Annotated in this window: 14 protein-coding genes; 2 read left to right on the top strand and 12 right to left on the bottom strand. The window is 66.9% G+C overall.

Annotated elements, in window-relative coordinates; translation table 11 throughout:
• Positions 1-109 precede the first annotated feature (109 nt).
• Together ACWF5H_RS17390 and ACWF5H_RS17385 are read right to left on the bottom strand one after the other, a co-directional pair.
• Entirely contained in the window at positions 110-1,195 is a 1,086-nt protein-coding gene (locus ACWF5H_RS17390; RefSeq protein ID WP_364644639.1) for a 4-hydroxy-3-methylbut-2-enyl diphosphate reductase, read from the bottom strand.
• A 9-nt stretch (positions 1,196-1,204) separates the two neighbouring features.
• Positions 1,205-2,047 carry a hypothetical protein gene (locus ACWF5H_RS17385; protein WP_452038401.1) on the bottom strand — a complete coding sequence of 281 codons (843 nt, stop codon included), beginning with the start codon at positions 2,045-2,047 and terminating at the stop codon, positions 1,205-1,207.
• A 171-nt stretch (positions 2,048-2,218) separates the two neighbouring features.
• Here ACWF5H_RS17385 and xseA point away from each other — a divergent pair, with 171 nt between their 5' ends.
• Both xseA and ACWF5H_RS17375 read left to right on the top strand, forming a co-directional pair.
• Positions 2,219-3,475, top strand: coding sequence for an exodeoxyribonuclease VII large subunit (gene xseA, locus ACWF5H_RS17380; RefSeq protein WP_452038399.1), 1,257 nt, complete (start codon positions 2,219-2,221; stop codon positions 3,473-3,475).
• 61 nt (positions 3,476-3,536) lie between these two features.
• Positions 3,537-3,830, top strand: coding sequence for an exodeoxyribonuclease VII small subunit (locus tag ACWF5H_RS17375; protein ID WP_364644631.1), 294 nt, complete (start codon positions 3,537-3,539; stop codon positions 3,828-3,830).
• A gap of 102 nt (positions 3,831-3,932) precedes the next feature.
• On the opposite strand, the gene ACWF5H_RS17370 is transcribed toward ACWF5H_RS17375, so the two are convergent.
• From ACWF5H_RS17370 to ACWF5H_RS17325, 10 genes are all read right to left on the bottom strand, one after another.
• Entirely contained in the window at positions 3,933-4,793 is an 861-nt protein-coding gene (locus ACWF5H_RS17370; protein WP_452038397.1) for a polyphosphate kinase 2 family protein, read from the bottom strand.
• Positions 4,794-4,882: 89 nt separating this feature from the next.
• Positions 4,883-6,097, bottom strand: a complete 1,215-nt coding sequence (locus ACWF5H_RS17365; protein ID WP_452038395.1) for a pyridoxal phosphate-dependent aminotransferase — start codon at positions 6,095-6,097, stop codon at positions 4,883-4,885.
• Positions 6,098-6,170: 73 nt separating this feature from the next.
• Positions 6,171-7,151: an ABC transporter substrate-binding protein gene (locus ACWF5H_RS17360; RefSeq protein WP_452038393.1), complete on the bottom strand. Its 981-nt coding sequence runs from the start codon at positions 7,149-7,151 to the stop codon at positions 6,171-6,173.
• Between the two features lie 10 nt (positions 7,152-7,161).
• Complete coding sequence (locus ACWF5H_RS17355; protein ID WP_452038391.1) at positions 7,162-7,881, bottom strand: ABC transporter permease; 720 nt, start codon at positions 7,879-7,881, stop codon at positions 7,162-7,164.
• Positions 7,878-8,648 (bottom strand): ABC transporter permease, encoded by a 771-nt coding sequence (locus tag ACWF5H_RS17350; protein ID WP_452038389.1) that lies wholly within the window; start codon positions 8,646-8,648, stop codon positions 7,878-7,880. Before ACWF5H_RS17350 ends, ACWF5H_RS17355 begins: the two co-directional genes overlap by 4 nt.
• Positions 8,648-9,709 carry an ABC transporter ATP-binding protein gene (locus tag ACWF5H_RS17345; protein ID WP_452038420.1) on the bottom strand — a complete coding sequence of 354 codons (1,062 nt, stop codon included), beginning with the start codon at positions 9,707-9,709 and terminating at the stop codon, positions 8,648-8,650. The genes ACWF5H_RS17350 and ACWF5H_RS17345 overlap by 1 nt, the downstream gene beginning before the upstream one ends.
• A 139-nt stretch (positions 9,710-9,848) precedes the next feature.
• Positions 9,849-10,961 carry a ribosome small subunit-dependent GTPase A gene (gene rsgA / locus ACWF5H_RS17340; protein WP_452038387.1) on the bottom strand — a complete coding sequence of 371 codons (1,113 nt, stop codon included), beginning with the start codon at positions 10,959-10,961 and terminating at the stop codon, positions 9,849-9,851.
• Positions 10,962-11,144: 183 nt separating this feature from the next.
• Positions 11,145-11,600, bottom strand: a complete 456-nt coding sequence (locus tag ACWF5H_RS17335; RefSeq protein WP_452038385.1) for an NUDIX hydrolase — start codon at positions 11,598-11,600, stop codon at positions 11,145-11,147.
• Positions 11,601-11,628: 28 nt separating this feature from the next.
• Positions 11,629-11,883 carry a hypothetical protein gene (locus ACWF5H_RS17330; RefSeq protein ID WP_452038383.1) on the bottom strand — a complete coding sequence of 85 codons (255 nt, stop codon included), beginning with the start codon at positions 11,881-11,883 and terminating at the stop codon, positions 11,629-11,631.
• On the bottom strand, positions 11,880-12,545 hold the full coding sequence (locus tag ACWF5H_RS17325; RefSeq protein WP_452038381.1) for an ArsR/SmtB family transcription factor: 666 nt from the start codon (positions 12,543-12,545) through the stop codon (positions 11,880-11,882). The genes ACWF5H_RS17330 and ACWF5H_RS17325 overlap by 4 nt, the downstream gene beginning before the upstream one ends.
• Positions 12,546-12,629: the final 84 nt, after the last annotated feature.

The raw sequence follows: 12,629 nt of genomic DNA, 5'->3' as shown, positions 1-12,629 counted from the left end.
TTTTGTCCGAGGCAGCTGGCATCGTGAAGGCATGGATGCTTCGCATGTACTTCTCGCACTTCTGGCTTTGTTCGTTGGCGCCGCGCCCGGGGCCGCTGCCCTGCAGGCTTTAGCTGGTGGGGCGGGTGACCCTGCCGCCGAGGCCGCGCGATTCATCGCCGCGTTCCTTGAGCGTGGCACGCAGCTCCTTCGGCAGCGAGAAGAGAATATCCTCCTGGGCAGTGACCACTTCCTCTACCTCGCCGTAGCCGTAATCGGCCAGCAAGCTCAGGACCTCGCGCACCAGCACCTCCGGCACGGAGGCGCCCGAGGTCACGCCAACACTGGCTACGCCCTCGAACCAGGACTCGTCCACCTGATTGGCGAAGTCCACCCGGTAGGCCGCTTTGGCGCCGTATTCCAAGGCGACCTCCACCAGCCGGACCGAGTTGGAAGAGTTCGCGGAACCCACCACAATCACCAGGTCCGATTCCGGAGCGATCTTCTTGATCGCCGCCTGGCGGTTGGAGGTGGCGTAGCAGATGTCGTCGCTTGGCGGATCCTGCAGGGCCGGGAAGCGTTCGCGAAGGATGGAGACGATTTCCAAGGTCTCGTCAACCGAGAGCGTCGTCTGCGAGAGCCAGATCAGTTTGTTCGGGTCGCGCACCTGCACGGTCCGCGCCTCATCCGGGTCGTTGACGATCGTGGTGTGGTCGGGGGCTTCGCCGTAGGTCCCTTCGACTTCTTCGTGCCCCTCGTGACCAATCAGGAGGATCTCGTTGCCATCGCGGGCGAAGCGCACCGCTTCGCGGTGCACCTTGGTGACCAACGGGCAGGTTGCATCGATGGTTCGCAACTGCCGGTCCGCGGCAGACTGCACAACGGCGGGGCTGACGCCGTGGGCTGAGAAGACCACCAGCGCCCCTTCCGGAACCTCGTCCGTCTCTTCAACAAAGATGGCGCCCTTTTCCTCCAGGGTGGACACCACATGCACATTGTGGACGATCTGCTTGCGCACATAGACCGGCGGACCGTAGTGCTCAAGTGCCTTTTCGACGGCGATCACGGCACGGTCCACGCCGGCACAGTATCCGCGGGGAGCTGCCAGCAACACCTTCTTGTCGCCGTCCACGGGCGTGGCTGACGCGATCTCATCAGGAGTGCGTCGCTTGCGGGGAACGGTAGGCATGGAAAGGGAGACTGCTGTACTGGCCATGCCTCTATGCTAGCCCGTGGCCTTCTTCCGCCGGTCCCCGCCCAGCAAGGCCCGTAGGGTGAAACCGGCCACGGCAACCACCAGCCCTGTGCCGGCGAAAACGATGGCCCAGGAACGGAGATCCGCCACCGCCAACCCGGCAACCCTCCCCACAAACGTGGCCGCAAGTTCGCTGCTGCCCGCCGCGCCCTCCGCCAGCGGCGGCGCCTGCACGGCCGCCAGCCAGAGGATCCCGCCCAGCAGCGCCGCGCCAATACCGGCCCAAGCCAGTGCCGTAGTGGAGCGGCGTGCGGCCAGCAGCATCAGCACCAGCGCGGCGGCCGCAGCCAGCGCCGCCACCCACCACTGCGCGGCCAGATCCTGCCAGAAAGTCAGCTGGTCCGCGGTCTGGGCTGAGCCCAACGGGACCAGCACTCGCTCCGGCACCGGAAGATTGGTGCCCAGGGCGTCCGCTACCCGCGTAACCGCCAGGCCCACAATGGGAGCAATATCCAAGGTGATCCCGGCTTCTGACTCCGTCCCGCCGGAAAACGTCAGAGTGTGCGAGTTGGCCAGGGTTTCATTCAGCGCCTGCGGAAAACCGTCCAGCTCAGTGACCGCTCCGGCAGTCCGCTCGACGATGGGGCGCACCAACTCCCGCAGGCCTGCCGGCAGGTCTTCGCTTCCGGCCATTTCTTCCGTGACCGCGGAGGCAAGCGCTGCACGGAAGTCCGCATCACTGCCAAGAGGTGCAGCCAGCGACACGAACCCATCGCGATCGAACACGCGCTGGTTTGCCCAGGCTCCGCAGAGTGCCGCGCCGGCGAGGAGCACCGCCAGAAGCCCGCTCAGCACGGCCAGTAATGCGCGCACTGCTACCTCCGTCCCTGGCTTCCAGCAGGTGTCCGGCAGCGGCCCGCGAGCCCTGCCCCATTTGTACCTAGTACAACAGAGAATCGGAATGACGGGGATAGCTGGTAAGAATGTAGAGTCTTCGGCAGCCGCCGTAAGCACACGGATGCACACTGCCGGAGGGGGCAATTCATGGAGTCAGGCGGGGTCCAAGGCGCGGACACCGGGAAGTCGACCCTGCCCCCGACGGCCAACCAAACCACAGCGGAGAACCCCTGGCCGCTGCGGATGCTCTCCCAGAAGCTCAAGATGCACATCGACCGCGTGCCTCCCACCTGGGTTGAGGGCCAAGTCATTGAGCTCAACCGCCGGAACTCAACGACCTACCTGACCCTGCGGGACACCGACGCCGAGGCATCCTTCAGCCTGGTGGTCTGGGGCAGCGTAATGGCCCGCCTGGAGATGCCACTGGAACCGGGCTCGCGCGTGGTGGCGCAGATCAAGCCGGACCTTTACATCAAGACCGGCCGGCTGACCATGCAGACCCGCGACATCCGGCCGGTGGGACTCGGAGACCTGCTCGTGAGGCTGGAGCGGCTGCGCCGGGCGCTGGCAGCCGAAGGCCTGTTCGACCCGTCGCGCAAGCAGCGCCTGCCGCTGCTGCCGCACCGCATCGGCCTCATCACCGGCCGGGATTCCGACGCCATGAAGGACGTCATCCGGAATGCCTCGCTGCGCTGGCCGGCCGTCGAATTCGAGGTGCGCGAGGTTGCAGTCCAGGGCGTGAACGCGGTGGCCCAGGTAATGCGGGCCCTCGCGGAACTCGACGCCCGCCAGGACGTCGATGTCATCGTCATCGCCCGCGGAGGCGGATCGCTGGAGGATCTGCTGCCGTTCAGCAACGAAGATCTGGTTCGCGCGGTGGCCGCGGCAGCCACGCCGATTGTCAGCGCCATCGGGCACGAAGCAGACCGTCCGCTGCTGGACGACGTGGCAGACCTGCGCGCCTCGACGCCCACTGATGCTGCCAAGCGCATTGTCCCGGACGTCAGCGAGGAACTGCACCGGATCGGCCAGGCCCGCGCCATGCTGGCCCGGCGGGTGGAGCAACTGGTCCACCGCGAAACGGACCGGTTGGCCACCCTGCGGAGCCGTCCGGTGATGGCGAATCCTGCGGGCATGGTGGATGTCCGGACAGAGGACATCCACCGGCTCATTTCACGGGCCCACCAAGCACTCTCCTCGGCAGTGCACCGGGATACGGACCGGATTGCCCACCTCAAAGCGCAGGTTCGTGCCCTTTCGCCCCAGAACACGCTGGACCGCGGCTATGCCGTGGCCCAACTGCCGGATGGCCACGTGCTGCGTGATGCAGCCGACGCTCCCGCCGGTACCCGGCTGCGCCTCCGCCTCGCGGTAGGCGAGGTCGCCGCCGAAACACTCCCCTGACGCCGCTCCCGAATTCCCACAGACTCCAACGAAAATTACCTGCAGCGAAAGCGAGAACCCGATGACAGAGCAGCCAGCAGTGCCGTCCGACGTGGCGTCCTTGTCCTATGAACAGGCGCGCGAAGAGCTGGTAGCCGTTGTCAGCCAACTGGAAGCCGGCGGCGCCAGCCTTGAGCAGTCGCTCGCACTGTGGGAGCGCGGCGAAGCATTGGCCGCCCGCTGCGAGGCCTGGCTGGAAGGTGCGCGTCAACGTTTGGACGCGGCGCGCGTTGCCACCAACGCCGGGCAGCCGCCGCTCAGTGCAGGCAGTGCCGGCACTCCGGGATCCCCGATTTCCCCGGTTTCCCCGCTCTAGCCCGCCCGGCACGCCCGGCATGCCCACCATAAGGTTTGCCACACTGGGGCCGCCACTGCGCGGACGCCTGCCTCGATAGTTGCCGCCGTTCCGCCCCCGCTGCTACGAGTCGGCCAGCCGGGCCTTTTCCGCGGCGACGTCGAAGTGGGCCGGTGGCCACTGCGGGTCGATGGCTTCCAGTGCCTGCAGCAGAAGCTCCTGCACGGCGATCCGCGCGTACCACTTGTTGTCCGCCGGCACCACGAACCACGGCGCCTCGGCGGTGCTGGTCCGGTCCAGCATCACCTGGTAGGCCTGCTGGTATTCGTCCCAGAAACGGCGTTCGTCCACGTCGCCCGGATCGTACTTCCAGTATTTGTCCGCCCGGTCCAGCCGCTCGAGCAGCCGTTTGCCCTGTTCGTCCTTGCCCAGGTGCAGCATGACTTTGACCAGCCGGATGCCCTTGCCGGCCACCGCGGACTCGAAGTCGATGATCTGGCCGTACCGGGCTTCCACCGCCTCCCGGGACGAGAGCCCGTGCACGCGGTGGATGAGCACGTCTTCATAGTGCGACCGGTCGAAGACGCCGATCAGGCCCGGCCCCGGCAATTCCCGCTCCACCCGCCAGAGAAAGTCGTGCGCCAGTTCTTCCGGCGTCGGGGCTTTAAACGCATGATGGGACACGCCCTGCGGGTCGGCCGCTCCAACCACGTGCCGGACGATCCCGCCCTTGCCTGAGGTATCCATCCCTTGCAGCACCAGCAGGACAGCATCCCGTGCCCCGCCTCGGCTCTGCGCAAAGAGGCGTTCCTGCAGTTCGGAGAGGCGGCGGTCGGACGCCTTGAGCAGGTCTTTGCCCTCGGCTTTGCCGCCGGCAAAACCCGGTGTGCTGCCGGTGTCCACGCCAGCCAGGTCAAAGCCCGGTCCGACCCGCAGTAGCTCCGACGGACTCGCCGAAAACACCGGCACATCTGCCTCTTCCACCCTCGTCCTCCCTTCGGCACGGCCCGCTTGACCCGCGGTGGGGAAAGCCTACCCACACGCGGGCAGTGCAGCTACGGCAGGTGCACCAGTTACTGCCGGTACCCGGTCAGGAACTCCTCGATCCTCCCGACTGCTTCGGTCAAGACGTCCACATTCGGCAACGTGACCAAACGGAAGTGGTCCGGCTGCGTCCAGTTGAACGCCCGGCCGTGCGAGATCAGGATCTTCTGCTGCTTGAGCAGGTCCAACGCAAACTGCTCGTCGTCCTTGATCGGATAGACCTCCGGGTCCAGCTTCGGGAACAGGTAGAGCGCTCCCTTGGCCTGCTGGGTGCTGACTCCGGGGATGGCGTTCAGCAACTCATAGGCCTTGTTGCGCTGCTCCAGCAGCCTGCCGCCGGGCAGGATCAGGTCGTTGATGCTCTGGTGTCCGCCCAACGCGGTCTGGATTGCATGCTGGGCCGGCACATTGGCGCACAGCCGCATGTTGGTAAGCAGGTTGATGCCTTCGATGTAGTCCCCTGCCAAATGCTTGGGCCCGGAAATGGCCATCCAGCCGCTGCGGAAACCGCAGACCCGGTAGGCCTTGGACAGCCCGCTGAAGGTCAGGACCAGCACGTCGTCGGCCAGCAGCGCCGTATTCACATGCTCGGCGTCTTCGTACAGGATCTTCTCGTAGATCTCGTCCGAGAACACCACCAGGTTGTGCTTGCGCGCCAGTTCCAGCATGCCCTCGAGGATGTGCTGCGGATAGACGGCACCGGTGGGGTTGTTCGGGTTGATGATCACGATCCCCTTGGTGTTGGGGGTGATCTTCCGTTCCATGTCTTCCAGATCGGGCAGCCAGCCCTCTTCCTCGACACAGAGATAATGCACAGGATGGCCGCCGGCCAGGGACACCGAGGCGGTCCAGAGGGGGTAGTCGGGCGCCGGGATGAGCACCTCGTCGCCGTTGTTCAGCAGCGCCTGCAGGCTCATGGTGATCAGCTCGCTGACGCCGTTGCCCAGGTAGACGTCGTCCACGCCGATCTCCTGGATGCCGCGCGTTTGGTAGTACTGCGACACGGCGGTCCTGGCGGAGAAAATGCCGCGCGAATCGCTGTAGCCCTGCGCGGTGGGCAGGTTGCGGATCACGTCCACCAGAATGGCGTCCGGCGCCTCGAATCCGAACGGCGCGGGGTTGCCGATGTTCAGTTTGAGGATGCGCTGGCCCTCGGCCTCCATCCGCTGCGCGTGCTCGAGCAGCGGCCCGCGGATGTCGTAGAGAACGTTGTGGAGCTTATTGGACTGCTTGAACTCGGCCATTCAAAAATCTTCGCACACCGCGCGCGCCGCCCCGGTGACCGGAGCGGCGCGTGCGTGAACTCGAGGCAAAGCCTTAGTCGGCCAAGCCCTTCTGTGCCAGCCAATCTGCGGCCGCGTCGGCCGGATTGCGCTTCTCGTCGCCGCTGACCTGCCGGTTGAGGTCAATCAAGTCCTCGGTGGTCAATGCCGCCGAGACCTCGTCGAGCACCTTGGCTGCCTTGTCGTCCACGGACTCCGTACGGACCAGCGGCAGCACCTGCTGGGCAATGAAGTTGTTCTTCGGGTCTTCAAGCACCACCAAGTCGTTGTCCTCGATGGACGGAGTGGTGGTGTAGATGTCGGCCACCTGGATCTTGTCCGTGATCAGCGCGTTGAGCGTGGTCGGCCCACCGTAGTCGTTGATCGGTTCGAAGGACTTGGGCACGCAGTTGTAGTGCTCCTTCAGTCCCGGCAGTCCGTACTCGCGCTCGGCGAATTCCGGGTTGGCTCCGATCACCAGGTCGCCGCAGACCGGGGCCATGTCCTCGATCGAGGTCAGCTTGTGTTTCTCCGCCGTTGCCTTGGTTACCACCATCGCGTCCTTGCTCTCCGCCGCTGCCGGCTCCAGCACGCCGAGCCCCTCGGGCATGGCGGCAGGAAGTGCCGCCATGACGTCCGGGGCGGAGGCCGCCGTCGCGCCGCTGTCCAGGAACAGCAGCAAGTTTCCGCTGTAGTCCGGGATGACGTCCACGGACCCTTCCTCGACGGCCTTCACGTACACTTCCCGGGAGCCGATGCCCGGCTTGGTGGTGACGTCGTAGCCGGCTGCGGTCAGCGCACCCGCATAGAGCTCGGCAATGATCTGGCTTTCCGTGCCGCCGCTTGAACCGACCACCAGGGACCCGCCGGCGCTTCCCTCGGACGCCGGTGTCCCTTCCTGCAGCGGGTTGGAGCCGCCGCAGGCGGCCAATACCAGCGCCAGGGCCGCCGTTCCTGCCGCGAGCACGCTCCGCCGGGCGGCCGGGCCCCTGCTGCGTTCTTGGCTGTGTGCGTTGATCCGGGGGTGGTTTTTCATGCTTTTCTCCTCATGTGCCGGCACTGGCTGCTCCAACCTTACTTGTCCTGCCTTTTGACCCGGAGTGGACGCCGCGCACGCCGGGCGATACGGCGACTTTCTGAACCAAGGCCAACACGGCGTCGGTCACCAGTGCCAGCGCCGCGATCAGCAGTGCGCCGGCGAACAGGCGAACCGGGTCGCGGACGGCAAGCCCGTCGATCAGGTACCGGCCGAGGCCGCCGAGATTAATGTAGGCGACCACCGAGACCGTGGCGATGACCTGCAGCACGGCGGCACGCACCCCGCCCAGCAGCACCGGCAGCGCGTTCGGCACTTCGGCGCGGAACAGCACCTGCCGCTCGGTCATGCCCATCGCGCGTGCGGCGTCCACCAGCGGGCGGTCGACGGCGGCAATCCCGGAATAGGTGCCTGCCAGCAGCGGCGGAATGGCCAGGATCACCAGCGCGTAGATCGGCGGCATGAGGCCCAGGCCCATCAGGATGACGAACAGGGTCAGCAGGCCCAGCGTGGGCAGCGCCCGCAGCCCGCTGGCCAGCCCGACGACGGCGACGCGCCCCCTTCCGGTGTGGCCGACGAACAGTCCCAGCGGCACGGCAATGGCAGCGGCGATCACCAGGGTCAGGCCACAGTAGAACAGGTGCTCGGCCAGCCTGGCCGGAATGCCTGCCGGTCCGTTCCAGTTGGCCGGATCGAGGAACCACGCCGCAGTCTGTTCAAAGAGGTTCATCCGCGCACCGCCGCCTGGGCAGCATCGGGCCGTTGCCCCGGACCGATGCCTTCCTGCGCCGCCGTGCCGCCGCCGGGTTCCGACTCGGCGCCGGGCCCGGCCGCGGTGAGCGCAGCGGACCCGTCGGCAGCTCTGTGCCGGCGCAGCCACGGCGTGAATACCCGCTCCAGCACCACCAGGAACAGATCCATCAGCGCCGCGAGCACCAGGGTCATGAAAATTCCGACCAGGATTTCGGTCATGAAGTTGCGCAGGAGTCCGTCGGTGAACAGGAAACCGAGGTTCGGGACGCCGATCAGTGCACCCACGCTGGCCACCGATATGTTGCTGACCGACACCACGCGCAGGCCTGCCACCAGCACCGGGATGCACAGCGGCAGATCCACCTGGAAGAAGCGGCGCACCGGCCGGTAGCCCAAGGCGGCCGCGGCTTGCCGGACGCCGTCGTCCACGGACTCCAGCGCATCAACCACCGAGCGGACCAGCAGCGCAACGGTGTAGACCGTCAGCGCCACAATGAGGTTGGCCATTTCCAGGATTCCGGTGCCCAGAATCACGGGCAGGATCACGAACAGGGCCAGCGAGGGAATGGTGTACAGCACCGAGGAAAGAGAAAGGATCAGTCCGCGGACGGCGTGAATCCGCCAGGCCAGATAGCCCAGCGGCAGCGACGCCACCAACCCGAGCACCAGTGGAAGCACGCACTGGAACAAGTGGAGCCAGCTCAGCTCCATCACATAGGGCAGGTTGTCCAGGAACCACTTCATCAGCTGCCGTCCGCCTGGAGCCGCTGCAGCACGGCGGAGGGGTCGACCAGGCCGACCACACGACCAGCGGCGTCGACGGCGACCCCCGCCCCGGAGGGCGAGGACAGCGCCGCGTCCAGCGCCTGCCGGAGGCTGGAGCCGGGCGTGAACAGCGATCCCCCGATCAGTGCCTTCGCCGGGTCACGCTGACCCGGCGGCAGCCATCCGGCCGGTCCGCCGCCGTCGTTGGTCAACAGCAGCCAGCCTTCCTTTGGCGCTTCCGCAACACGGTCTTCGGTGGCGGTGGTGGCCGGCATCAGGGTCAGGCCGGCCGCGCTGTTGAACGACAACGAGCGGAAGCCGCGGTCGCGGCCGACGAAACCGGCGACGAATTCGTCCACCGGTGCCCGTAGGACTTCCTCCGGCGTGCCGAACTGCGCCAGCCGTCCGCCGGTGGCGAAGACGGCGAGCTTGTCGCCGAGGATCGTCGCCTCATCAATGTCATGGGTGACGAACACGATGGTTTTGGCCAGCTGTTGCTGCAGCCGCAGCAATTCCTGCTGGAGCTCGGCGCGGACTACCGGATCCACCGCGCTGAACGGCTCGTCCATCAGCAGGATCGGCGGATCGGCCGCGAGCGCCCGGGCCACCCCCACACGCTGCTGCTGGCCGCCGGAGAGTTGGGCCGGGTAGCGGTTGCCCAGCTCCTGGGCCAGCCCGACGACGGCGAGCAGCTCTTCGGCGCGCTTCCGCGCAGCCGTGCGGCGGACTCCGTTCAACCGCGGCACGGTGGCAACGTTGTCCAGCACGGTGCGGTGCGGCAGCAGTCCGGACGACTGCATGACGTAGCCCATCGACCGGCGCAGGGCCGCGGCGGGTTGGGCGGAGACGTCGTGGCCGTCCACCAGCACGGAACCAGCGGTCGGTTCCACCATCCGGTTAATCATCCGGAGCGAGGTGGTTTTGCCACAGCCCGACGGGCCCACAAAAACGGTGATCGCGCCGCGTTCAATGTCCAGTGTCAGGTCATGGACGGCCGGCTGTCCGGCATAGGTCTTCGTGACTTCCCGGAACTCCACCATCGGGCGCTGCCCAGCCGTGGCGACGCCGGCCGACTGGTCAGCCGGAAGGGCAGTCGGCTGTTGGGGCTCGGTCATGCTGAACCTTCCGTGGGAGATCCTGCGGCCGGTGGGCCCACAGGAGTGCTGGCTCTGAGTCTAATCACCTCGGCGGTCCGCCTGCACGTGGTTCCCCTCGTCCGCGGTGGTCCTTGGCCTGCGCGGCCGCTTTGGCCAGCTTGGCGAACTGCCGGCCGGTCCGGCGCTGCGCCGCCACGTTCTGACGCAGGTGCAGGCTGGCCAGTTCACGTTCCATCTTCCGGTAGCTGTCCCAGCGCCGCCGCTCCAGGCTGCCGTCGGCCAGCGCCAGCTGGACGGCGCAGCCGGGCTCGGCATCATGGACGCATTCGCTGAACCGGCAACTGGTTGCCAGCTCTTCGATCTCGGCAAACACCGTCCCCAGCCCGTCCTCCGCATCCCACAGGGCGAAGCCACGGATGCCGGGTGTATCCATCAGCACTGCGCCGTTGGGCAGCGGAATGAGTTCACGCACCGTGGTGGTGTGGCGGCCCTTGCCGTCGCCGGCGCGGACCGCTCCGGCGTCCTGCACCTCCCGGCCCAGCAGCGCGTTGATCAGGCTGGATTTGCCGGCGCCGGAGGGTCCGAGCAACGCCATGGTCCGGCCGGGCGCCGGGTACCCGGTCAGTGCGTACAGGCCGTCGCCCGTCTCCGCGCTGGTTGTCAGGACGTCGGCACCGGCCGCCTGCTCCACGATCTGGGCGGCGACCTCGTCATGCTGGCCGCGCAGGTCAGCCTTGGTCAAGATCACCAGCGGCACTGCGCCCGAATCCCACGCGGCTACCAGGGTCCGTTCCAGCCGGTTCGGCGAGAGCGGCCGGTCGAAGGGCGCCACCACCCCGATGAAGTCAATGTTGGCGGCCAGGATCTGTTCGGCCGAGAGCGGATCGTAGGCCTGTTTGCGGGACAGCGCTGAAAACCGCGGCAGCAGCCCGACGATGGCGGGGCCGCCCGCGGACGCCGGGCGGCCGGCGTCGTAGGCCACCCAGTCGCCAGTGGCCGGCTGCTGCGGCAGCCCCGCGGTAGATAGATGCAGAAGGCCGCTGTCGGCAGCCAGCAGGACGCGGCCCCGGTCGGTGCGTGCCACCCGGGCAGGGCGGAGTCTGGAATCGGGAAAATGGTCCCTGAACAGGGCTGCGATGCGTTCGGTGTAGCCGTAGCTGTGCAGCAGGGAATGCGGTGTGGATGTGTCGGTCACGACGGTTACCTCGGGATCTGAGGCCTCCGGACCGGAGCTTCCGGCTGCTAGCTGCGGCCGGAGCGGTCGTAGGAGGCGGGGCTGGAGATGGCAACGGCATCTGCGGCAATGACGGTCATCACATCCACCTCCTCGAGAGGTCCCAGCGGGCACGGCGGCCCGGCAACCGGTCCAGCATAGCGCTCAGCGGCCGGTTGCGGAATGGCCAGCGGGCACACCGTCCGGGAAGAGGAGCCGAAGCCCCAGATCCACCAGATCGACGCGGTCCAGCGACTGGACCCGGTGCAGCGGGATCCACCGCGCCAAATCGGTGGATCCGTCGGCCTCGTCCTTGAGCTCGCCGTCGATGACGCAGGCCGCGTAAATGACGCGGAAGGCGTGCAGCGGACGGTTCCCATGCAGCCGCTTCGCAGCCGGGATGTGCTTGCTGTCCACGCCTAGCAGGCCCTGGAGTTCGGCTGAATAGCCAGTCTCCTCCCGGATCTCCCGGACTGCGCCGGTTTCGGCGTCTTCTCCGTACTCCAGGCCGCCGCCGGGCAGCGTCCAACGGGGCCAGCCAGCGCCGGTCCAGCGGGCCAGCAGCACGGCGCCGTCGGCGACGATCACGCCGTAGGCGGCAACCCGCGTATCGAATTCCATCCCTTTAGTGTAGGGCTGCGGGCCGGCGCTACCGGGCGTGGATGCCGCTGTGTGCTGCCGCCTGGACATCGGTCCGAAGGGTTTCGTGGGCCTGTAGCAGCGCGGCCGGTGCACCATGGTTCGGCGTCGGCCGTCGCAGGGCTGCCTGCCGCCGGGCACGGCGCTCTCCGGCCATCACCAGTGCACGGCCGGAGTGGATCAGGAGCGATTCGAAAGCGTTGGGCCTGATGCCGAAGCCGGCGGGCGACGGCGGACGGTACGGCTGGCTGGGAATGCTGGTCATGATGGGCTCTCGGTGGGTGTGGGCGTCCGGTCCGAGCGGACGTCGATGATCGGAAAAGCGTTGAAGTGGAGCTGTACCGGGCGGACGCCCTCGGCGCTCTCCGCATTCTGGTCCAGATAGGGCGCGGCCAATTTGCGGACGTAATCAGATGCCTGTTCTGCAATCTCGGCGAGCTGTTCACGGGTCAGCCGGACGTTGATGGTGCTGACCACCGACGCATCCAGCCATTCCTCGGGCACCAACTCGCTCCCGTGGGCCATGAAATCCGCCAGTAGGTCCGCCCAGCTACGCTCGAATTCCCGCGTGACCAGGCGGGCTGCCTCCCTGGTTGCCGGACTGCCGGCCAGTTCTCCGGTGCTGATCGTCAGGCTGCCGGGAGTGCGCCGCCACCATCGTTCGCGGGCGGTTCCGCGGCCTTCGACCTCGCGGACGAAGTCGTGCTTGGCCAACTGACGCAAGTGATAACTGGTGGCCCCGCTGGACTCCCCCAGACGTTCCGCGAGTCCGCTGGCGGTCTGCGGGCCGTATTGGGACAGCGTATTGAGCAGCTGGATCCGCAGCGGGTGGGCCAGCGCCTTCAAGGACACCACATCCACCCGACGGTCCGTGCCGTGCTCGCCCGCTGAGGACGAGGTGGCTTCTTGCTGTTTCTGCTGCTCCATGAGCAGCATCCTAGTGATACAAAGACTTCTTTGCAATAGACTCTTTGCAACTGTTTGTTTGCATCCACTGAGCGGCTTCGATGA

It is taken from the genome of Arthrobacter sp. NPDC055138, from assembly GCF_053607305.1.
The sequence above is the reverse complement of the archived record's forward strand: the minus strand, read 5'-3'. Positions and strand labels throughout refer to the sequence as shown.

Bases quoted from the DNA above. Each gene is read 5' to 3' on its own strand.
- ACWF5H_RS17390 (WP_364644639.1), bottom strand. From the start codon at position 1,195: ATGGCCAGTACAGCAGTCTCCCTTTCCATGCCTACCGTTCCCCGCAAG.
- xseA (WP_452038399.1), top strand. From the start codon at position 2,219: ATGGAGTCAGGCGGGGTCCAAGGCGCGGACACCGGGAAGTCGACCCTG.
- ACWF5H_RS17375 (WP_364644631.1), top strand. From the start codon at position 3,537: ATGACAGAGCAGCCAGCAGTGCCGTCCGACGTGGCGTCCTTGTCCTAT.
- ACWF5H_RS17365 (WP_452038395.1), bottom strand. From the start codon at position 6,097: ATGGCCGAGTTCAAGCAGTCCAATAAGCTCCACAACGTTCTCTACGAC.
- ACWF5H_RS17360 (WP_452038393.1), bottom strand. From the start codon at position 7,151: ATGAAAAACCACCCCCGGATCAACGCACACAGCCAAGAACGCAGCAGG.
- ACWF5H_RS17355 (WP_452038391.1), bottom strand. From the start codon at position 7,881: ATGAACCTCTTTGAACAGACTGCGGCGTGGTTCCTCGATCCGGCCAAC.
- ACWF5H_RS17350 (WP_452038389.1), bottom strand. From the start codon at position 8,648: ATGAAGTGGTTCCTGGACAACCTGCCCTATGTGATGGAGCTGAGCTGG.
- ACWF5H_RS17345 (WP_452038420.1), bottom strand. From the start codon at position 9,709: ATGGTGGAGTTCCGGGAAGTCACGAAGACCTATGCCGGACAGCCGGCC.
- ACWF5H_RS17335 (WP_452038385.1), bottom strand. From the start codon at position 11,600: ATGGAATTCGATACGCGGGTTGCCGCCTACGGCGTGATCGTCGCCGAC.
- ACWF5H_RS17330 (WP_452038383.1), bottom strand. From the start codon at position 11,883: ATGACCAGCATTCCCAGCCAGCCGTACCGTCCGCCGTCGCCCGCCGGC.
- ACWF5H_RS17325 (WP_452038381.1), bottom strand. From the start codon at position 12,545: ATGGAGCAGCAGAAACAGCAAGAAGCCACCTCGTCCTCAGCGGGCGAG.